The following is an 18,875-nucleotide window of genomic DNA, read 5'->3' as shown; positions in this document are numbered from 1 at the left end:
ATAGGCGGGTCAGTTGCGTTTTCCGATCCGCGCGCTCCGGGGCCGGGGCAGAGGACGCTCGTTTCACCTTGAGCGGGGTCATTCCCCGCGGGCGCGGGGGATGAACAGGCACACGAGCGCGGCGGCGGCGGTCGCCAGCACCGTCAGCAGCCAGCCGGCGTCGAAGCCGGCTTCGGAACGCGCGGCCCCGCCCCCGCCGAGCACGGCGGTCAGCGCGGCGACGCCGACGACCGTGCCGACCTGCCGCGCCATCGTGACGACCGCCGAGCCGGTGGAGAAGCTCTGCGGGGGCAGCGCGGAGACGGCCGCGCCGATCAGCGTGGGCAGCGTCAGCCCGACCCCGACGCCGGTGAGCAGCATTCCGGGCAGCATCCCGGCCGCGTAGCCGTCCGGCATCCGCCACATCCACCAGCCGACGCCCACCGCGAACGTGACGCATCCGGCGATCGCGAGCGGGCCCGCGCCGATCCGGCGGGCGATCGGCGCGCCGCCGATCGCCAGCGCGGGCACCATCAGCGGACCGGGCGTGATCGCCAGGCCGGTGCGCAGCGCCGACCACTCCCACACGTCCTGGCACCACAGCACGCAGGACAGCAGCATCGCGGCGAACGCCACCGCGAACATGATGTTGGCGAGCGACGCGGGGCTGAACGCCGGTGCCCGCAGCAGCCCCAGCGGCAGCACCGGCGCGGGGTGCCGCGCCGAACGCAGCACGAACCACGCCAGCAGCGCCACGGCCGCCGCCAGCGACCCGAGGATCTTCGCCGAACCCCAGCCCCAGTCCGGGCCCCGGACGATGCCGAGGGCGAGGACGGCGATCGCCAGCGTCAGCACGGCCGCGCCGAGCAGATCGGGCCGCTGCGCGTCCCGCCGGGCGGGCGCGCCGGGCAGCAGCCGGGCCCCGGCGATCAGCGCGGCGGCGCCGATGGGCACGTTGATGAGGAAGACCCACCGCCAGTCGAACTCGGTGAGCAGCCCGCCGATGACGGGACCGAGGGCGGCGGCCAGTCCGCTGACGGCCGTCCAGCCGCGCACCGCGGCCATCCGCCGCTCCGGCGGCGCCGCCGCCAGCAGCAGGCCGAGCGAGGACGGGATGAGGGCCGCCGCGCCCGCCGCCTGCACCACCCGCGCCGCCACCAGCCACCACACGCCCGGGGCGAGCGCGCAGCCGACGGACGCGAGCGTGAACACCGCGACGCCGAGCAGGTAGGCGCGTTTGGGGCCGGTGCGGTCGGCCAGCCCGCCGGCCGGCACCAGCAGCGCCGCGAAGATCACCGCGTAGGCGTTGAGGATCCAGGACAGGGACGCCAGCGGTGCGCCGGAGAAGTGGCCGCCGATCTGGGGCAGCGCCACGTTGACGATGAACAGGTCGAGGTTGGACATCGCCACCCCGGCCACGACGATCGCGAAGACCGTCCCGAAGCGTGCCGGCCGTGCCGGCGCGGCGGTATCGGCGGTCCGCGTGTCTGATGGGTTCACGGCTCTCCTCGCAAGTTCGACTGGCGGTGGGTTACGCGAAGGTAGCAATCGTTAGTTGGAAAACACAACCCACTGCTGAAGGGGACATACGTCACAGGCCGGCACGACCGGCGAGCGGTCGCGCCGGCCTGTGACCCCGATGCGCGGTGCGGCGGTCAGCCCTTGGACCGGGAGCGGCGGAGCCAGGTGATTGCGCTGGCTGCTGTGGCGACGGCCAGGGCGAGCAGGCCGATCCATAGCCAGCCCGAGGAGCCGCCCGAATCCTGGGTGGACGTGGTGTTCGTCGGGGACGGTGCCGAGGGGGCGGGCTGGGCGGCGGCCCGTGACCCGCTCACGGTGAAGGTGTAGGTGCCCTCGACCGGGTGACCGTCGGAGGCGACGACGCGCCAGCCCACCGTGTACTCGCCGTTCGGCAGCGTGCCGTGGATCGGCTGGGTGACCTTGTTGTCCACCGCACGGGCCGCCCCCGCCTGGCGCTGCGCGCCCGACGCGTCCGTTACCACCACGCGCGGCAGCCGCACCGGGTCGGCGTAGGTCAGGACGATCTCGGACGGTGCCTTGACCGTCGCGTCCTTCGCCGGGCTCGCCGACGTCAGCGTGGTGTGGGCGGACGCCGGGGCCGCGGTCAGCGCCAGGGCCGTTCCCATGGTCACGAAGATGACCGCGAGGCGCCTCATGACCGGCTCCGTGCGCGGGTCAGGCCGTAGCCGCCCACGCCGATGCCGATCACACCGGCCGCGATGCCGATGCCGCCGAGCAGCCGGGCCGTCCCGTCATCGGGCGCCGCCTCGGCGGCGGGCTTCACGTTCGCGGTCAGGCCGGCCGTCTGCGCGTCGCCCTTCGGCAGGAGCCTGAGCGACGGGGCCGGGTGCTCCGGTTCGGCGGCGCCGTCCGCCGGGGCCTCCTCCCACTTGACGACCTCGCCGTTCGAGTACGTCTGGTCGGCCTTGAACATCATCTGGTCGGTGTCGGCCGGGAGCGGGCCCATCGACACGTCGAACTCCTGGAACTGGCCCGGTTCGATCTTGCCGCCGGTCCAGGTGATCGTGGTGATGGCCTCGGTGAGTTCGCCGCCGTGGGCCTTCATCGGCTCCGGCAGCTTCGACTTCTCCACCTTCGCCGTCCAGCCGGGCAGGGGACGCACCGACACCGACGCCAGCGGATGCTCGACCGGCAGGTGTATCACGAGCTTGGTCGTGGACGCGTTGCCGTGCTCGTTCGGCACCCGGAACGCCACCTTGGTGTACGAGCCCTGCTCGGCGGTCTTCGGGTTGGCGGTGACGTGGGCGGACGCGGCCGTGGCGAGGCCGAGCACGGACGCGGCGGACAGGGCCGCGAGGGCGCCGAGGCGGCGCGCATGCGGGACGAAAGGCATGGCGGAACTCCGTTCGAGTCGTACGGGAAGAGCCGGATGGCCGGGGATCGGCGTCCGGTGACGTACGGCGCCCGCTTCAGCGGTGTGCGAGCGCCCCCGAACGCGCGGGGGGACCCCGCCGGACGACCTGATGCCGCAGCACGCGGCCGGCGGCCGGGACGGCGTCCGCCGCCGGGACCACCGCGACCGGCCGCGGGGGGTTCGCCGCCTCGATGGCGAGCAGGGCGAGCAGCAGCCGGACCGGGCGGTCGGCGACGGCGGCGACCCGGCGGGCCAGCGTCCACGCGGCCCGCTCGCCGCGCCGCAGCCACCACGCCGCGACCAGCGCGGCCACGCAGTGCGCGAGCGTCATCCCGAGGCTGTCGCCGCCGTGCGCGGCCGGCGCCGCCACGGTGTCCGCGCCGTGCGCCATGGCCGCGTGCATGGCGGGAGTGTGGTGGGTCGCCTGGGCGGCCGAGTGCGTGAACAGCGTGTGCAGCGCGAACTGCCCGCCGAGGAGCCCGCCGAGGATCGTCGCCAGTGAGCGTTCATGGCCCGCCAGCAGCAGCGTCACGCCCAGCACCGCGCCGAATCCCGTCGCCGCCGCCCACCCCGGCACCGCGGCGCCACCCGCGAGGACGTGCCCGAGAACGGTCAGGGTGATGCACACGGTGGCGAACACCACCGCGCGTGCGGTCCGGAACGGCGGGGGATGGACGGGCATGACGGTGACCATCGTCCCAGCACCTGCGGCGGCCGTGCAGGCGACCCTAAGTTCCGCGTGACACGCCCAACATCTTGGGGTTGCGCAAAGATCGTCAACTACATGTAGGGTTCAATCCCGTGCTGGTTCGCCCCCGTCGTTCGCGGCGGGGGCGTCGCAAGAGGGAACCCGGTGCGAGTCCGGGACTGCCCCGCAGCGGTGAGCGGGAACGACCGCCGTCATCACGCACTGGGCCGCGCGGCCCGGGAAGCGACGGCCAGTAGGACGCCTTTCGAGGCGGCGCCCGCGAGTCCGAAGACCTGCCAGCCCGACACGTCCAGGTCTCGCGGGTGGACCGGGGGCGGAGCGCGGCGTGCCGCCGTGTCCCGTTCGCATGCCTCCGCGAGGCGCTTGCGAGGGGAGATGCACGTGACACAGGCTCTGGCCGCGCCGCCGGCGGCGGAGATCGCCGCCGAGGTCGAGGCGGCCTGCGACGGGGTACCGGACGTCGAGGCGGGACGGGTGCTGGCCGCCGTCCGGTCCGGGGACGGGCTGGACGTGGCGGCGCTGCGGGACCTCGCGATCGGCGAGGCCGCCGCGCTGGTGCCCGCCGAACCCGGATACTCCAGGGTCGCCGCGCGGCTGCTCGGCCGCCGGATCCGGGACGAGGCGGCGTCCGCCGGCGTCACGGCGTTCGCCGAGTCGATCGCCGCCGCGCACCGGGAGGGCCTGCTGGCGGACGCCCCGGCCGCGTTCGCCGCCGCCAACGCGCCCGCCCTCGACGCCCTCATCGACGAGTCCGCCGACGACCGTTTCGAGTACTTCGGGCTCCGCACCCTCTACGACCGGTATCTGCTGCGGCATCCGCGGTCGCGGCTCGTCCTGGAGCGGCCCCAGCACTTCCTGCTGCGGGTGGCGTGCGGGCTGGCCGACGGTGTCGAGGAGGCGGCCGAGCTGTACGGGCTGCTCAGCACGCTGTCGTATCTGCCGAGTTCGCCGACGCTGTTCAACTCGGCGGCGCGCCGCCCGCAGCTGTCGTCCTGCTTCCTGCTCGACTCGCCGCGCGACGAGCTGGAGTCGATCTACGAGCGGTACGGGCAGGTCGCGCGGCTCAGCAAGTACGCGGGCGGCATCGGGATCTCCTGGACGAAGGTCCGCTCGCGCGGCTCGCTGATCCGCGGCACCAACGGGCATTCGAACGGGATCGTCCCGTGGCTGCGCACGCTGGACGCGTCCGTCGCGGCCGTCAACCAGGGCGGGCGCCGCAAGGGCGCGGCCTGCGTGTACCTGGAGCCGTGGCACGCCGACATCGAGGAGTTCCTCGAACTGCGCGACAACACCGGCGAGGACGCGCGCCGCACCCACAACCTGAACCTCGCCAACTGGATCCCGGACGAGTTCATGCGCCGCGTCGAGGCCGACGCGACGTGGTCGCTGTTCGACCCGCAAGAGGTCCCCGAGCTGGCGGACCTGTGGGGCGAGGCGTTCGACGAGGCGTACCGGGCGGCCGAGCGGGACGGACGGTTCGTCCGGCAGCTCCCGGCCCGCAAGCTGTACGGGCGCATGATGCGGACGCTCGCCGAAACGGGCAACGGCTGGATGACGTTCAAGGACGCCGCCAACCGCGCCTGCAACCAGACCGCCGAGCCGGGCCAGACCGTGCACCTGTCGAACCTGTGCACGGAGATCCTTGAGGTGACGAGCGATGGCGAGGCGGCCGTCTGCAACCTCGGATCGGTGAATCTGGCCGCGCACGTCACTTCCGCTGGGGTCGACTGGGAGCGGCTTCGTTCCACGGTCCGCACGGCCGTCCGGTTCTTGGACCGCACCATCGACAGGGGCTTCTACCCCACGCCGGAGGCGGAGAAGGCAAACCGCAAGTGGCGGCCGGTCGGCCTGGGCGTGATGGGGCTCGCGGACGTCTTCTTCACGCTCCGCCTGCCGTTCGACTCGGACGAGGCCCGCGCCCTGTCCACCCGCATCGCCGAGGAGATCGCGCTGGCCGCCTACCACGCGTCCGCCGACCTGGCCGCTCTCCACGGCCCGCTGCCCGCCTACGGCATGACGCGCACGGCCCGCGGCCGGCTCCACGTGGACCACTTCCCGGACGCGGCCCCGGCCCGTCCCCGCGAATGGGCCGCGCTCCGCGCACGCGTCGCCGAGGTCGGGCTCCGCAACTCGCTGCTGATCGCGATCGCGCCGACCGCCACGATCGCGTCCATCGCGGGCTGCTGCGAGTGCATCGAGCCGCAGGTGTCCAACCTGTTCAAGCGCGAGACGCTGTCCGGCGAGTTCCTGCAGATCAACGGCTACCTCGTGGACGACCTGAAGTCGCTCGGGCTGTGGACGCCGGCGGTCCGGGAGGCGATCAAGAGGGCGAACGGCTCCGTCCAGGGCCTGGTCGACCTGCCGGAGGAGATGCGGTCCCTGTACCGGACGGCCTGGGAACTGCCGCAGAAGGCGCTGATCGACCTCGCCGCCGCCCGCACCCCCTACATCGACCAGGCGCACTCGCTGAACCTGTTCATGGAGACGCCGACGATCGGCAAGCTCTCCTCGATGTACGCCTACGCGTGGCGGAGCGGGCTGAAGACCACCTACTACCTGCGTTCCCGCCCGGCGACGCGGATCGCCCAGACGACCGTCGCCGCGGCCGTCTGCTCCCTGGAGAACCCCGAGACCTGCGAGGCCTGCCAGTAATGCTGCTCGATCCCGGCATGGACCTGACCCTCCGGCCCATGCGCTACCCCGACTTCTACGAGCGGTACCGGGCCGCGATCCGCAACACCTGGACGGTGGAGGAGGTGGACCTCGCGTCCGACCTCCCGGACCTCGCCCGGCTCACGCCCGCCGAACTGCACCTCGTCAACCGGCTCGTCGCGTTCTTCGCCACCGGCGACTCGATCGTGGCGAACAACCTGGTGCTGAACCTCTACAAGCACGTGAACGCCCCGGAGGCCCGGCTCTACCTGTCGCGGCAGCTATACGAGGAGGCCGTACACGTACAGTTCTATCTCACCCTCCTGGACACCTACCTGCCCGACCACGACGAGCGTGCGCGGGCGTTCGCGGCGATCGAGCACATCCCGTCCATCCGGGCCAAGGCGGAGTTCTGCTTCCGCTGGATCGACTCGCTCGGTTCCCTGGACGAACTCCGCACCGCCGCCGACCGCCGGGTGTTCCTGCTCAACCTGATCTGCTTCGCGGCCTGCATCGAGGGCCTGTTCTTCTACGGCGCCTTCGCGTACGTGTACTGGCTGCGGTCGCGCGGGCTGCTGAACGGGCTGGCGTCCGGGACGAACTGGGTCTTCCGCGACGAGAGCATGCACATGGAGTTCGCGTTCTCCGTGGTCGACACCGTCCGGGCCGAGGAGCCGGAGCTGTTCGACGCCGGGCTGACGGCCCAGGTCACCACGATGCTGGAGGAGGCCGTCCAGGCGGAACTGGCGTTCGCCCGCGACCTGTGCGGGGACGGGCTGCCCGGCATGAGCGCCGGCGACATGCGCGCCTACCTCGAATACGTCGCGGACCAGCGGCTCGTCCGGCTCGGTCTCCCGGCCCGCTACGGCACCGCGAACCCGTTCGCGTTCATGGAGTTGCAGGACGTCCAGGAGCTGTCCAACTTCTTCGAGCGGCGGGTTTCGGCCTACCAGATCGGCATCGAGGGCAGCGTCACCCTGGACGAGGCGTTCTGAACCTCCCAAACCGGGCACTTGTTGAACGGAGAGGCTAGGCCGAGGAGGACGAGCATGCCTTCTGTCGTCGACCGGATCAGGAAATACGCCCGGAGCTCACAGGGCCGCAGGATGCGGGGGAAGGCCGAGCGCTACGCCCGGGATCCGCGCACGCAGACCAAGGTGCGCGGCCTGCTGTCCCGGCTGCGTGGCGGTGGCGGCCGCCACCACTGAACCCGGCAATCAGGGCCCGCCCCCCGGGGCGGGCCCTTCTTCTTGCATGCTGGACGTAACTGCAACTCATTTGCAATAGTGGTCCGCATGGCCGACTACACGCTTCCCGACCTGCCCTACGACTACGCCGCGCTGGAACCGGCGATCACCGGCGAGATCCTTGAGCTGCACCACGCCAAGCACCACGCCGCCTACGTCAAGGGCGCCAACGACACGCTGGAGAAGCTCGCCGAAGCACGCGGCAAGGAGCAGTACGGCGGGCTGGTCGGCCTGGAGAAGACCTTCGCGTTCAACCTCTCCGGCCACGTCCTGCACTCGATCTTCTGGGACAACCTGTCGCCGGACGGCGGCGACCGCCCCGACGGGGAACTGGCCTCGGCCATCGCCGAGCACTTCGGGACGTTCGAGGCGTTCCAGAAGCAGCTCACGACGGCGACGTCCACCGTGCAGGGCTCCGGCTGGGGCGTGCTCGCGTGGGAGCCGCTGGGCCGCCGCCTCGTCGTCCAGCAGGTCTACGACCACCACGGCAACGTCGGCATGAACACCACGCCGCTGCTGGTCTTCGACGCCTGGGAGCACGCGTACTACCTGCAATACCGCAACGTCCGCCCGGACTACGTCGAGAAGCTCTGGTCGCTGGTGAACTGGGCGGACGTGCAGGCCCGCTTCGACGCGGCCCGCGCGTCCTGAGACGGCGGCGCCCACGCGGCGCCGCGCAGGGGGCGGCGTTCACCTGGCCGGGATCGTGCTCAGAACCTTTCCTCGCGGCCTGGTGAACGCCGCTTCTCATTCTCGACCGACACTTCCGCACCGTTCTGGCGGAACCATTGCTCCAGCCGGGCGCCGTCGAGTTCGATTGTCTCCGTGGAGGTCGTGAGCACAATCGAACCGACCACGCGCCCGGTCATTGGGGCCCGTGAGATCCGCGATGGCGCTCTGACCGATATTTCATCATGTCGATTGCCGCTTCTCGGTAGGAGGTTGTTCGGCCAGCACGTTGTAGAGGTTGAAGGTCAGAATCATTGCGTACTGACCGCCACTGACGAGATTATTGAAGATCTCCTTGGCCACCCCCTCTTCGTGTGACTTGTCGCTGTCGAGGGAACGCAGTGTGATGACTATCGGGTATTGTGAGAAATTAGTTCCGAGGTCATCTTCCAAGTCGTGGTTCAGCTTGACCTCCACCGCTACGCGACGAGTCCGCCCGGTATATGCGATGGGGGCGTCCATCGTCTCGAGTTTGCGCATCCTGCAGCCTGCGGCCGCTACTATGTCGGCGACGAGTTGATCCTCTGAGTTGCTCGTCTGGATGAAGATCTGGTGATAGCTGCTCACGATTCTCCTTAAGGCCGGGTTGCTTCGTACCCGTCACCCAGGGTTCGGAGTGAATCCATGCGGCCGGGCCCGGGGCTCCCGGCCATCGGCTTATCACTTGCTGAGGAAGTTCGCCCTCCCTTCAAGGGGCGTCGAGTCGTTTGAAGAGAGTGTCCTCGTCCCGGGCGAGGGTCGAGAACTCCTCGGTCGAGAGGTCCGCCAGAGGATCGCTGATGGAAATCTCTGATGGATACGGTCCCGTCCAGCCGTAGTAACTGCGGCAGTGCGGACATTCTCGCTCGTCGAGATGTTCATTGAAGATATGCCAGTCTGGCAGGGCTTCAATTTCTCTCGAATCGAATCCCTGCCGGCGAATCGAATTGACCATTATTGTTCTCCGATTCCTGTGAAAGCATCCGGCTTCCAAAAGCACGCCGGGAGTTTCGGTCTGCAGCGGAACTGGGCCGAAGAACGTATCACACCCTGCCTATGGCCAGTGCGAGTTGATGCGGCACTAGTTCACGACCGATACCTTCGCGCCATTGCGAGTGAACCAGCGCTCCAGCCGGATGCCGTCGAGTTCTGTTGTTGTTGCCTGTGTGGTGAGCACGATGGATCCGACCACGCTTCCGGTCATACCGTGAACCTTCGCATCCGTGAGGTCGGTTTCACCGAAGGCGGCCAGCGTCACGGTGGAGCCACGCAGGTCGGTGTCACTCATGTCGCAGCCGATGAAGGCGGCGTCCCCGATGTCCGCTCGTCTCAGGTCCGCGCCGGCAAATGACGTCCGTATGCATTCCGCCCGTCCGAGCCGGACGCCGGTCATCCGGGCTCCACGAGCCATTCCCACAAGGCCTCAGCCGCCTCGGTGTCGATGGTCAGTCCATGACTGATACGTCGGCGCCGTGTCGTCTGAGCCAGCGTTCCATTTCAACCTCCGTCAATTCGGTTGCCTCGTCATCGCCGTGGACGAGTAGCGAGCCCATGACCGTGCCGGTCATGCCTTCAACTTTCGCGTTCGTGAATTCGACGGCAGAGAAGCTCGTCATGTTCGCGACTGATCCCCGCAGGTCGATGCCATTCATATCGCATCGAATGAAGATGGCGTCCCCGAGCGTCGCCCGCCTCATGTCCGCTTGGGCGAACGACGTGCCCATGCACTCCACTCGCCGCAGGTTGGCGCCGGGCATCCGGCTGCCCGAGAAGTTCGCCCGGTCGATGCCGGCCTTGACCAGGTCGACGCATTCGAGGTCGGCGTCATGGAAGTCGGCGTCCTCGCAGTGGGAGCGGTAGAGCACCGCGTTCCGCAGCGTGGCGGCGGAGAAGTCCGAGCCGGTCAACCACGCTTCGGAAAAGTCCGCGCCGGAAAGATCCGCCCCCCGGAAGTCCTGATCGACCGCGTAGAGGGTTTCGTCCGGGTCGCGGAGCCACTCTCTCAATACACCAGCCGCCTCGGCGTTCGCGGGCCAGACAACGGGCTCCCACGGACGATCACGGATACCAGATGACCCTGTCACCCCACCCCTCCTGTTCAACAATATGACGCATGTCGTCGATGGCGCTCTGACTGGCATTTCTGGTGTCGAGGATGACGCCGCGGTCCTTCCGGAACTGGCGAAGCATCGTTTCTCGGAATTTGGTCTCGGTGTATCCATTTCTGAAAGGCCGGGACCGAACGGCCTCGGGGACTCCGGGAGGCCAATCCGAGTGTATGCCCTTGATATCCCAGTGTACTCCCTGGTTGATGAAATCGCCTTGGTCTGGTCCCGTCGGCCGGGTGTAGTTCTCATCGAATATCCCTCGCCGATGGAGATCTAGCGCGATCCGCGCCTCGTCTGCCGATCCCTTGTGCGTCTTGAAGTTGTGGTCGGGATCTTTTGTGGTCTCGGCGAATTTTTCTGGGTTCTGTCTCTCCAGATCGTCCAAGTGCTTTTCGAGAGCGGCTTTTTCTTTTGTCGTCAATGCGCGGCCAAGGCCGGTGCGGTTTTTGGGGGCCGCCGGGCCGATGTCAGGAGCCTTTGGGGGGTGTTGGGCCAGGTCTTTGGTTTTGGGGGCTTCGGCGGCGGCTTCTTGCAGGGCCCGGGCGGACTTGGCCGTTTCGGCTTTGCCGGTGCGGCGCAGGGCCGAGGCCAGGCGGGCGGTCACGCCGGATCCTGAGCCCGTGCCCATGGTCACGGTCGTGATGACGATCGTGGGTACGGCCTCGCCGAAGGCTCGGACGGGGTCGCGTTTCCATTCTTCCCAGTTGACGGCCGCCTTGGCGAAGGCGACCGGATGCCGGACGCCCTGGGCCAGGCCCTGAATCTGGCCTACGGGGCCTCGTTGCAGCCAGCTCTTCGGCTTGATCGCCATGTAGAAGGGAGCGGTGCTCGGGTTGCCGGCGAGGGCGCCGAGGCCGATGTCCTTCACACCTTGGCCGAGGCCGGGCAGGTAGTGGTGGATGTAGGCGTTCCAGCCATTGTGGAACACGTCGCCGGGCTTGGTCGTCTGGACGACCTGCTGCCGGTCTGTCTTGAGTAGTTCGTCGCGGCTTCGGCGTATCTCGGTCTTCTGCTGGGAGATCGTGTGGGCGGCTTGGGAGATCGTCCGGGCAGGGGTGGTGCTGAGGCCGAGATTGGCGAGGATTTCGGAGAGGGCCTGGGCGGCGTCCTGCCAGGAGTTCGCGGCGCGGGTCAGTTCCGCGCCGAGCCGGTCGAGTTCGTCGGGTGAGCCGCTGCGAATGGCTGATGCGGGGCGGTGACCTCGGGGCGGGCCCGGGATGTACGGCTCGCCTGTACGGGGTGGGCCGGCGCTCGCTGCCAGGTGCCGGACGGTGTCGAAAGCGGTGTAGAAGGCCGAGCGGACGTCCTCATGGCGGTTTGCCAGGGTTTTCTTGAGGCGGTCGGCGGCGGGGCCTGTCAGGGCTTCGTCGAGGAGGAGCGCGTGGGCGCGTTCAAGGGCGGGGCCGTGTCGTTCGGCTAATCGTTTGACGTGCGGTAACAGGGAAGCCGCTTGTTCTGCCCGGTCCATGAACCTCCCATCCGACGGATGGTCAGGTTAGAGGTTGTGAACGGATCGGGCCAGGGGGGTGTTCGGTGAATTCCTTAACACGTGGGTGGTGAGGAGTTGCTCGAACTCCGTTTCGAATTCCTGGTAGTCGGCGCGGAGGGCGGGGCCGGGCCAGCCGGGCGGGAGGAGGGACGGGGGGAGCAGCGGGTCGTTCAGGAGGTGGCGGAGGATGGCGGCGGCGTAGGTGAAGCGTTCGGCGATCGCGGTGGCCTGGGACAGGGCTGTGCGGAGGGCGCCGGCCTCGGCGGCCCAGGCGTCCAGGTCCCAGAGGGCGGCGGCCAGGACGGCGGGGTCCTGCTCGGGGCGGCCGGTCAGGAAGGTGCACTGGCGGACGACCGGGGCCGGGCGGGTGCGGGTCAGGTTGGCGGGACGCAGCCAGGTGCCTTCGCGGAGTTCGGCGAGGCGGAGTTCGGACATGGCCTGGCGGAGCGCGGTGCGGTCGGCGGCGGGACGGCGTTCGGCGGTGATGACGGCGATCTCCCACGTGCCGTCCCAGGGGCGGGTCCGGGGCGAGCGGCTCTCGTCCTGCCGGGTCTGCCGCTGGAGGAGGCGCTCGGTGAGGGCGTACTCGCCGCCGTCCTGGACGACGTCGCCCGAGGCCACCATCCGGGAGAGGGCGACCCGGATGGTCCCCTCGGCGATGCCGAACAGGTCGCCGACGCGGACGAGATAGCGGGCCGGGAGCCGGGGCGGATGGACGCCGAGCAGCGTGCTCAGCACGACGGAACGAGCGGTGAGCGGGCGGATCTCCAGGCTGTCCATGTCTGTCCCGACCCTACCGGGAACGGTGTCACCGGCCTGCGATCTTGGGATGTTACAGACTTTCATCATATGGCGAAGAAGCGTAATGTCAGGGTATGACGTCCTATCTGATCGAGGCGTTCGACCGGCTGCCGTTCGGTGGCCCGGAGAAGGCGCGCCGGTACGCGACCGAGCGGTACCAGGGGGCCGTGGGCCTCAACTGGTACGACTGCGACCCCACGCTGCGGTTCCTCATGCGGCGGTACCTGGGGGACGGGTTCGGCTGGGCCGAGCCGAGGCTCCGGGAGATGGGCGCGCTGATGGGCGGGCCGATCGCCGAGCGGGCCGAGGAGACCGACCGGAACCCGCCGCGCCTGGAGAAGTACGACCGGTGGGGACGCGACATCAGCGAGGTCGTCATGCCGCCGTCGTTCGAGGCGGCCCGGCGCGATCTCGTCGCGACGTCCTTCACCCGGCCCGGCTTCATCGCGGAGGCGGAGGCCGCCGGGGTCGATCCCGCGCCGCTGGGCGTGGCGTGGAGTTACCTGCTGGACCAGGCCGACATCGGCATGGCGTGCGCGCTCGGCACCGGCGGCGACATGGTCGTCCAGTTGACGGAGATGTTCGCGCCCGAGGACGTCAGGGAGCGGGTGCGGGAGCTGTTCGCGGCCGGGGAGATGTCCGGTGAGGCGGCACAGATGCTGACGGAGCGGTCGGGCGGCTCCGATCTGGGCGTGCTGGAGTCCACCGCGGCCAAGGACGGGGACGCCTGGCGGGTCAACGGGTTCAAATGGTTCGCGTCCAACGCGAACGGGTCGGCGTTCGTGGTGCTGGCCAAGTCCGAAGGCGCCGTCGACGGGGTGCGGGGGATCGCTCCGTTCCTGGTGCTGCGGGAGCGGCGGGACGGGTCGCGCAACGGCGTCCGCATCCGGCGGCTCAAGGACAAGTTGGGCACCAGGTCCGTCGCGTCGGCGGAGATCGAGTTCACCGACGCGGAGGCGTTCCTGCTGGCCCCGTCCTCAAGCGCGGGCCAGGGCGGGGACGGCAGGGGCCTCGCCCGCATGATGGAGCTGACGAACGGCGCCCGCCTCGGCATCGCGATGATGGGCCTCGGATGCGCGCGGCGGTCGCTCGTCGAGTCGCTCCGCTACGCGCGGGCGCGGGAGGCGTTCGGCGCCGCACTGGCCGACCAGCCGCTCATGCGGCGCAAGCTCGCCGAGCTGATCGTGGAGACCGAGGCCGCGCAGGCGCTCGTGTTCGACGGGTACCTCGGCCGGCCCCGGCTCAGGGTGGGCGCGGCGCTGATCAAGCTGCGGGCGTCCAGGTTGGGGGTGACGGCGGCGAGTGACGCCATCGAGATCCACGGCGGCAACGGCTACATCGAGCAGTGGCCGGTGGCGCGCATCCTGCGGGACGCGCAGGTCAACCCCATCTGGGAGGGCGGCGACAACATCCTGTGCCTGGACGTGCGCCGCGCCGTCGAACGGCAGGAGGCGCACAAGCCGTTCCTCGACCGGCTCACCGAGGCCGCCCGGGCCGCGCCGCCGGGGGACGACGGCACCGCCGACCTCGTCGGCCGGCGCATCGAGCACCTGCGGCAGGCCATAGAAAAGTGGCGCGACCTCGACGGAACCGTGGCCGAAGCGCGGCTCTTCCCGCTCGCCCAGTACATGGCGGACGTGTACGCAGCGGCGTTGCTGCTGGAGCAGGCCGGCTGGGAACGCGCCGATTCCGGCGGCGACCGCAAGGCGCTGGTCGCGCGCCTCTACGCGCGGAGCCGTCTCGCCGACGCCGGTCCGCTGCGCGGCATCGACACCCCGGCGGAGGACCTCGAACGGTTCGCGGACCTGGCGGACGGCGCGTTCACCGGCGGCTAGGAGGCCGCGGTCAAGGGCGCCGCGCGGTTCGCCGCCGGCCGCGGACGGCACGGCGACTCACCGGCGGCCGAGCCGTCGGTGATCATTGACCGAGCCGAATTCCGGCCCGTAGGTTCCTGGGGGCGGCCGCCACGAGCGAGGAGCAGAGCGATGACGCTGACCGTGCACGAGGCGGGTCTCGACCTCGCCGATCCGCGGGTCTACGCCGACGACCGGCGGCTCCACGCCTCGCTCGCGCTGCTGCGCCGCGAGTCGCCGGTGCATTGGGTGGACGCGCCCGCCTACAACCCGTTCTGGGCGATCACCAGGCACGAGGACGTGCTGGAGGTCGAGCGCGACCACCAGGTCTTCCTGAACGCGCCGCGTCCGCTGCTCGCCACCGCCGAGTTCGACGAACTGAACCGGCGGCGGGCCGAGCAGGGCATCGCGCTGCGCACGCTGATCCACATGGACGATCCGGACCACCGGGTCGTCCGGGCGGTCGGCGCGGACTGGTTCCGGCCGCGTGCGATGCGGGCGCTGCGGCCGCGCGTCCGCGAACTGGCGAAACGGTATGTCGACCGGATGGTGGACCTCGGCGGTGAATGCGACTTCGCCCAGGAGGTCGCCGTCCATTTCCCGCTTTATGTGATCCTGTCGCTGCTCGGCCTTCCGGAAAGCGACTTCGGCCGGATGCTGAAACTGACGCAGGAGCTTTTCGGCGGCGATGACGCCGAGTTCCAGCGCGGCACGACCAACGAGGAGAAACTCCAGGTCCTGCTCGACTTCTTCGCCTATTTCCAGGAGTTGACGGAGGCGCGGCGCAAGGAACCGACCGACGACCTCGCGTCCGCCATCGCCAACGCGCGCATCGACGGCGAGCCGCTGAACGACTTCGACACCGCCTCCTACTACGTCATCGTCGCGACGGCCGGGCACGACACGACCAGCGCGACGATCTCCGGCGGCCTGCACGCCCTCATCGAACACCCGGGCCAGCTGGAACGGCTCCGCGAGAAGCCCGAGCTGATGCCGCTCGCGGTGGACGAGATGATCCGCTGGGTCACGCCCGTCAAGGAGTTCATGCGCACCGCCGCCGAGGACTGCGAACTGCGCGGCGTCACGATTCGCCGGGGCGATGCGGTGCTGCTGTCCTATCCGTCCGCGAACAGGGACGAGGACGTCTTCGACGACCCGTTCCGCTTCGACGTCGGGCGCGACCCGAACAAGCACCTGGCGTTCGGGTTCGGCGTCCACTACTGTCTCGGCGCGGCCCTCGCCCGCATGGAGATCCGCGCGTTCTTCGAGGAACTGCTGCCGCGGCTCTCCTCCATCGAACTCGCCGGAACCCCGCAGGGCACCGCCACCACGTTCGTCGGCGGCCTGAAACGCCTTCCGATCCGCTACTCCCTCGCCTGAAGGACCCCGGTGCCCGCGCCCGTCCCCTAGACGACGCGGTGGAGGAGGTCGTCGCCGCGGGCGAGGCGGCGGCAGTTGTCCGCCGCGACGGTGAAGTACCGGTCCCAGGTCTCGCGCGTCAGCCAGGCGACGTGCGGCATGACGACGACGTTGTCCAGGGCCAGCAGCGGGTTGGCGGCGTCCACCGGCTCCTTCTCGAAGACGTCGAGCCCGGCGCCGCCCAGCCGCCCGGACCGCAGCGCCGCCGTCAGCGCCGCCTCGTCGATGACCGCGCCGCGCGCCGTGTTCACCACGACCGCGCCCCGCGGCAGCAGCGCGAGGCGGCCGGCGTCCAGCAGGTGGTGGGTCTCGTCCGTCAGCGGGACGTGCACGGACACGACGTCGCTCGCCCGCAGCAGATCGTCCAGTTCCCGCCAGGCCGGGTCGTCGTGGCGCGGGCGGCGGGACGTGTAGAACACGCGGGCGCCGATCGCCTCCAGCATGCCGCGCAGCAGGGTCGCGATCTCCCCGCCGCCGAGCAGCCCGACCGTCCGCCCGGCCAGCTCCCCGCCGACCAGGTCCCGGCCGGCGGGCCAGCCCGCGCCGCGCCGTGTCCGCGCGTCGAACGGCACGACCCGCCGCAGCACCGCCAGCATCAGCAGCAGGGACGTCTCCGCGACCGCCTGCGCGTTGCGCCCCGGCATGTTCGCGACCGCGATCCCGCGTTCCCGCGCGGCGTCGAGGTCGATGGTGTTCACGCCGGTGCCGAGCTTCTGGATCAGCCGCAGCTTCGGCGCCGCGTCCATGTCGGCGGCGGTGAGCGGGCGCAGGACGTGCCAGATGACCTCGGCGTCCGGCAGCAGTCCGGCGAACCGCGCGTCGTCCTGCTCGGAGCAGCTCACGATGTCGAGGCCGGGCTCCTCATGATCCATGTCGTAGTGCAGCAGCACCCGCATACAGGCTCCCCTCCGTCCCCACCCTCCTACCGGGCGCACCCCGGCACCCGCAACCCGCCCGGAGGCCGGGAGGACACGGCCGCCTATCCTGGCCAGTGGGCTTTCAGGACGGGGTGAACACCATGTGGACGGACGTCCCGATCGTGCAGGCACCGATGGCGGGCGGGCCGTCGACACCGGAACTGGCCGCCGCCGTCTCGAACGCGGGCGGGCTCGGCTTCCTCGCCGCCGGCTACAAGACGCCGGAGGCCATGCGCGCGGACATCGCCGCCACCCGGAAGCTGACATCGCGCCCATTCGGGGTGAACGTCTTCATGCCGTCGCTGGACGAGATCGACCCCGCCGATGTCGCCGCCTACCGGGACCGTCTCGCGCCCGAGGCCGAGCGTCTCGGCGTCTCGCCCGGCGTTCCGGGTCCCCGGGACGACGCGTACGAGGCGAAGGTCGCCGATCTGCTGTCCGACCCGCCGGTGTTCGTCAGCTTCACCTTCGGCTGCCCGCCGCCGAAGGTGATCCGGGCGTTCCAGGCCCGGGGCGTGCTCGTGATCGTCACGGTGACGTCCGTGGACGAGGCCAGGCGGGCGTCCGCCGCCGACGCCCTCTGCCTGCAGGGGGCGGAGGCCGGGGGGCACCGGGGATCGTTCACCAACGTGTCCGACGAGCCGCTGCCGCTGCGCGTCCTGCTGCACTCCGTGCGCAGGATGACCTCGCAGCCCCTCATCGCCGCCGGGGGCCTGGCCACGCCCGTGGACGTCGCCGAGATCCTCGGTGTGGGCGCGGTCGCCGCCCAGTTGGGAACGGCCTTCGTCCGCTGTCCGGAGAGCGGCGCAAGCGCCGTCCACAAGGCGGCCCTGGCGGACCCGCGCTTCACGTCCACCGCGATGACCCGGGCCTTCAGCGGACGGCTGGCACGCGGTCTGGTCAACCGCTTCCTCACTGAACACTCGGCGCACGCACCGGCCGCTTACCCCGACGTCCACTACGTGACCTCGCCGCTACGCAAGGCGTCCGCCGCGCAAGGCGACCCGGAGGGCGTCAACCTGTGGGCCGGCGAATCCTTCCGCAAGGCCACCGAGACTCCCGCCGCCGACCTTGTGCGTGAGCTCGTCCCCCGCTGATGCCGACCTCGCCATCCTCCTCGACTTGCAAGCATCGGGGAAGACGACGTTCTATTTCGACGTCAGAGAGTTGACCGGAGATGGATTTTGAGGCGCGGATGCGCGGCCGCGAGTGGTTCCCCCTCCCTGACCCTGCTCCCCGGCGGGGTCCGCCGAGGCGCCGCGGCCACCCCCCGTTCCGGAACGGGGGGTGGCCGCGGGTCAAGCCGCTACGGCTTCACGCAGGCCTTCATCGTCGTGGTGAACGAGTCGGACTTGCTCTTCGCGTAGATCGTGATCGTCGGCTTGGCGGAGAGGCAGAGCGGCGCCGGAGGCTGCTTCACCGAGGGGCCGGCGTACAGCGTGCCCGTGAAGGACAGCGGCCGGCCGCTGTTGTACTGGGTGTACGTCTTGGCCGTACCCGTGTAGGTGGTCTTCCTCTTGCCGACCCGTCGATTTCCGCACTCGACCGTGGGCTCGACGGAAACCGCCCAGGGGAATCCGACAGCGACCTTGACGTTCGCCTTGCAACTGCTCTCGTACCAGCGTTGCGTGATCGTCCCCTTCGTCAGCGTGGAGGACTTCTTGCTGCCGCACTTCGCCAGCGCGCTGACCCGCGCCGTGGGGTTGTTCACCTTGATGTTCTTGTAGATCAGGTAGAACCCCGGCCCCTGGGTGCGGGTGAAGGTGACCGAACCCCAGACGGTGAGCCTGGCACAACGCTTCAGGGGCTTGGAATTGAACTCCTTGACCAGCGTGTAGGACCGGGTGAAGGTCTCGCCCTTGGCCGCGGCGGCGTGCGCGGGGGCGGACATGAGCCCGGTCGTCAGGGCTCCCACAGCGACCGCGATCGTCGCGGCCCTGACCTGCGTGGCGCCTTTCATCCTCTGCTCCTTCTCGTCAGCGTGAAACGGACCGGCAGGGGGTTCCGGCCGGTCCGCTCGCCTCGCCAACAGCTTGGGGGAGGAGCCGCGACGTTGTCATGACGGATGTTCGGGGGTCATGGCGGACGGGAAGGGGG

Annotated in this window: 20 protein-coding genes and 1 riboswitch; of the genes, 7 read left to right on the top strand and 13 right to left on the bottom strand. The window is 70.0% G+C overall.

Features of this window, described 5'->3' with window-relative positions; translation table 11 throughout:
* Positions 1 to 78: 78 nt before the first annotated feature.
* The 4 genes from ACQP1N_RS32950 to ACQP1N_RS32935 form a co-directional block, all read right to left on the bottom strand.
* Positions 79 to 1,479, bottom strand: coding sequence for an MFS transporter (locus tag ACQP1N_RS32950; protein WP_433228179.1), 1,401 nt, complete (start codon positions 1,477 to 1,479; stop codon positions 79 to 81).
* A 155-nt stretch (positions 1,480 to 1,634) separates the two neighbouring features.
* On the bottom strand, positions 1,635 to 2,156 hold the full coding sequence (locus ACQP1N_RS32945) for a copper resistance CopC family protein (RefSeq protein ID WP_433228178.1): 522 nt from the start codon (positions 2,154 to 2,156) through the stop codon (positions 1,635 to 1,637).
* A complete protein-coding gene (locus ACQP1N_RS32940; RefSeq protein ID WP_433228175.1) occupies positions 2,153 to 2,854 on the bottom strand; it encodes a YcnI family copper-binding membrane protein in 702 nt (233 codons plus the stop codon). Before ACQP1N_RS32940 ends, ACQP1N_RS32945 begins: the two co-directional genes overlap by 4 nt.
* Positions 2,855 to 2,930: 76 nt before the next feature.
* Complete coding sequence (locus ACQP1N_RS32935) at positions 2,931 to 3,569, bottom strand: MFS transporter (protein WP_433228173.1); 639 nt, start codon at positions 3,567 to 3,569, stop codon at positions 2,931 to 2,933.
* Between the two features lie 94 nt (positions 3,570 to 3,663).
* Positions 3,664 to 3,878: riboswitch (cobalamin riboswitch) on the top strand.
* Positions 3,879 to 3,965: 87 nt separating this feature from the next.
* Here ACQP1N_RS32935 and ACQP1N_RS32930 point away from each other — a divergent pair.
* From ACQP1N_RS32930 to ACQP1N_RS32915, 4 genes are all read left to right on the top strand, one after another.
* Positions 3,966 to 6,236 (top strand): ribonucleoside-diphosphate reductase subunit alpha, encoded by a 2,271-nt coding sequence (locus ACQP1N_RS32930; protein WP_242608981.1) that lies wholly within the window; start codon positions 3,966 to 3,968, stop codon positions 6,234 to 6,236.
* On the top strand, positions 6,236 to 7,231 hold the full coding sequence (locus ACQP1N_RS32925; RefSeq protein ID WP_067800897.1) for a ribonucleotide-diphosphate reductase subunit beta: 996 nt from the start codon (positions 6,236 to 6,238) through the stop codon (positions 7,229 to 7,231). Before ACQP1N_RS32930 ends, ACQP1N_RS32925 begins: the two co-directional genes overlap by 1 nt.
* Positions 7,232 to 7,285: 54 nt before the next feature.
* The gene (locus tag ACQP1N_RS32920; protein WP_165488441.1) at positions 7,286 to 7,444 is read left to right on the top strand and encodes a hypothetical protein; all 159 of its coding nucleotides are present in this window, start codon (positions 7,286 to 7,288) and stop codon (positions 7,442 to 7,444) included.
* 87 nt (positions 7,445 to 7,531) lie between these two features.
* Positions 7,532 to 8,134 carry a superoxide dismutase gene (locus tag ACQP1N_RS32915; RefSeq protein ID WP_433228170.1) on the top strand — a complete coding sequence of 201 codons (603 nt, stop codon included), beginning with the start codon at positions 7,532 to 7,534 and terminating at the stop codon, positions 8,132 to 8,134.
* 59 nt (positions 8,135 to 8,193) lie between these two features.
* On the opposite strand, the gene ACQP1N_RS32910 is transcribed toward ACQP1N_RS32915, so the two are convergent.
* The 7 genes from ACQP1N_RS32910 to ACQP1N_RS32880 all read right to left on the bottom strand — a co-directional run bounded on the left by ACQP1N_RS32910 (position 8,194) and on the right by ACQP1N_RS32880 (position 12,568).
* Positions 8,194 to 8,352: a hypothetical protein gene (locus ACQP1N_RS32910; protein ID WP_433228169.1), complete on the bottom strand. Its 159-nt coding sequence runs from the start codon at positions 8,350 to 8,352 to the stop codon at positions 8,194 to 8,196.
* 43 nt (positions 8,353 to 8,395) lie between these two features.
* On the bottom strand, positions 8,396 to 8,779 hold the full coding sequence (locus tag ACQP1N_RS32905) for a hypothetical protein (RefSeq protein WP_433228167.1): 384 nt from the start codon (positions 8,777 to 8,779) through the stop codon (positions 8,396 to 8,398).
* Positions 8,780 to 8,900: 121 nt separating this feature from the next.
* A complete protein-coding gene (locus ACQP1N_RS32900; RefSeq protein ID WP_433228165.1) occupies positions 8,901 to 9,146 on the bottom strand; it encodes a hypothetical protein in 246 nt (81 codons plus the stop codon).
* Between the two features lie 126 nt (positions 9,147 to 9,272).
* Positions 9,273 to 9,584, bottom strand: coding sequence for a pentapeptide repeat-containing protein (locus ACQP1N_RS32895; protein ID WP_433228163.1), 312 nt, complete (start codon positions 9,582 to 9,584; stop codon positions 9,273 to 9,275).
* A 52-nt stretch (positions 9,585 to 9,636) separates the two neighbouring features.
* Complete coding sequence (locus tag ACQP1N_RS32890; protein ID WP_433228162.1) at positions 9,637 to 10,275, bottom strand: pentapeptide repeat-containing protein; 639 nt, start codon at positions 10,273 to 10,275, stop codon at positions 9,637 to 9,639.
* Complete coding sequence (locus ACQP1N_RS32885) at positions 10,250 to 11,767, bottom strand: hypothetical protein (RefSeq protein ID WP_433228160.1); 1,518 nt, start codon at positions 11,765 to 11,767, stop codon at positions 10,250 to 10,252. Before ACQP1N_RS32885 ends, ACQP1N_RS32890 begins: the two co-directional genes overlap by 26 nt.
* A 27-nt stretch (positions 11,768 to 11,794) precedes the next feature.
* The gene (locus tag ACQP1N_RS32880) at positions 11,795 to 12,568 is read right to left on the bottom strand and encodes a PaaX family transcriptional regulator C-terminal domain-containing protein (RefSeq protein ID WP_433228158.1); all 774 of its coding nucleotides are present in this window, start codon (positions 12,566 to 12,568) and stop codon (positions 11,795 to 11,797) included.
* A 95-nt stretch (positions 12,569 to 12,663) separates the two neighbouring features.
* On the opposite strand from ACQP1N_RS32880, the gene ACQP1N_RS32875 reads away from it, so the two are divergent.
* Positions 12,664 to 14,424: an acyl-CoA dehydrogenase family protein gene (locus tag ACQP1N_RS32875; RefSeq protein ID WP_433228157.1), complete on the top strand. Its 1,761-nt coding sequence runs from the start codon at positions 12,664 to 12,666 to the stop codon at positions 14,422 to 14,424.
* A 150-nt stretch (positions 14,425 to 14,574) separates the two neighbouring features.
* On the top strand, positions 14,575 to 15,822 hold the full coding sequence (locus ACQP1N_RS32870) for a cytochrome P450 (RefSeq protein ID WP_067800877.1): 1,248 nt from the start codon (positions 14,575 to 14,577) through the stop codon (positions 15,820 to 15,822).
* Between the two features lie 26 nt (positions 15,823 to 15,848).
* On the opposite strand, the gene ACQP1N_RS32865 is transcribed toward ACQP1N_RS32870, so the two are convergent.
* Entirely contained in the window at positions 15,849 to 16,757 is a 909-nt protein-coding gene (locus ACQP1N_RS32865) for a 2-hydroxyacid dehydrogenase (protein WP_433228156.1), read from the bottom strand.
* 122 nt (positions 16,758 to 16,879) lie between these two features.
* Here ACQP1N_RS32865 and ACQP1N_RS32860 point away from each other — a divergent pair, with 122 nt between their 5' ends.
* Positions 16,880 to 17,875 (top strand): nitronate monooxygenase, encoded by a 996-nt coding sequence (locus ACQP1N_RS32860; RefSeq protein ID WP_067800943.1) that lies wholly within the window; start codon positions 16,880 to 16,882, stop codon positions 17,873 to 17,875.
* Positions 17,876 to 18,084: 209 nt separating this feature from the next.
* Here the strand turns inward: ACQP1N_RS32860 and ACQP1N_RS32855 are convergent, their stop codons facing one another.
* On the bottom strand, positions 18,085 to 18,738 hold the full coding sequence (locus ACQP1N_RS32855) for a hypothetical protein (protein WP_433228154.1): 654 nt from the start codon (positions 18,736 to 18,738) through the stop codon (positions 18,085 to 18,087).
* Between the last annotated feature and the right edge of the window lie 137 nt (positions 18,739 to 18,875).

Source organism: Actinomadura formosensis (assembly GCF_050948385.1).
GTDB lineage: Bacteria > Actinomycetota > Actinomycetes > Streptosporangiales > Streptosporangiaceae > Spirillospora > Spirillospora formosensis.
Note: the sequence above shows the minus strand (reverse complement) of the source record. Positions and strands in the feature narration are given on the sequence as shown.

Coding starts and splice junctions, on each gene's coding strand:
- ACQP1N_RS32945 (WP_433228178.1), bottom strand. CDS start 2,156: ATGAGGCGCCTCGCGGTCATCTTCGTGACCATGGGAACGGCCCTGGCG.
- ACQP1N_RS32855 (WP_433228154.1), bottom strand. CDS start 18,738: ATGAAAGGCGCCACGCAGGTCAGGGCCGCGACGATCGCGGTCGCTGTG.
- ACQP1N_RS32925 (WP_067800897.1), top strand. CDS start 6,236: ATGCTGCTCGATCCCGGCATGGACCTGACCCTCCGGCCCATGCGCTAC.
- ACQP1N_RS32870 (WP_067800877.1), top strand. CDS start 14,575: ATGACGCTGACCGTGCACGAGGCGGGTCTCGACCTCGCCGATCCGCGG.
- ACQP1N_RS32920 (WP_165488441.1), top strand. CDS start 7,286: ATGCCTTCTGTCGTCGACCGGATCAGGAAATACGCCCGGAGCTCACAG.
- ACQP1N_RS32900 (WP_433228165.1), bottom strand. CDS start 9,146: ATGGTCAATTCGATTCGCCGGCAGGGATTCGATTCGAGAGAAATTGAA.
- ACQP1N_RS32865 (WP_433228156.1), bottom strand. CDS start 16,757: ATGCGGGTGCTGCTGCACTACGACATGGATCATGAGGAGCCCGGCCTC.
- ACQP1N_RS32935 (WP_433228173.1), bottom strand. CDS start 3,569: ATGGTCACCGTCATGCCCGTCCATCCCCCGCCGTTCCGGACCGCACGC.
- ACQP1N_RS32940 (WP_433228175.1), bottom strand. CDS start 2,854: ATGCCTTTCGTCCCGCATGCGCGCCGCCTCGGCGCCCTCGCGGCCCTG.
- ACQP1N_RS32910 (WP_433228169.1), bottom strand. CDS start 8,352: ATGACCGGGCGCGTGGTCGGTTCGATTGTGCTCACGACCTCCACGGAG.
- ACQP1N_RS32915 (WP_433228170.1), top strand. CDS start 7,532: ATGGCCGACTACACGCTTCCCGACCTGCCCTACGACTACGCCGCGCTG.
- ACQP1N_RS32885 (WP_433228160.1), bottom strand. CDS start 11,767: ATGGACCGGGCAGAACAAGCGGCTTCCCTGTTACCGCACGTCAAACGA.
- ACQP1N_RS32880 (WP_433228158.1), bottom strand. CDS start 12,568: ATGGACAGCCTGGAGATCCGCCCGCTCACCGCTCGTTCCGTCGTGCTG.
- ACQP1N_RS32860 (WP_067800943.1), top strand. CDS start 16,880: ATGTGGACGGACGTCCCGATCGTGCAGGCACCGATGGCGGGCGGGCCG.
- ACQP1N_RS32875 (WP_433228157.1), top strand. CDS start 12,664: ATGACGTCCTATCTGATCGAGGCGTTCGACCGGCTGCCGTTCGGTGGC.
- ACQP1N_RS32895 (WP_433228163.1), bottom strand. CDS start 9,584: ATGACCGGCGTCCGGCTCGGACGGGCGGAATGCATACGGACGTCATTT.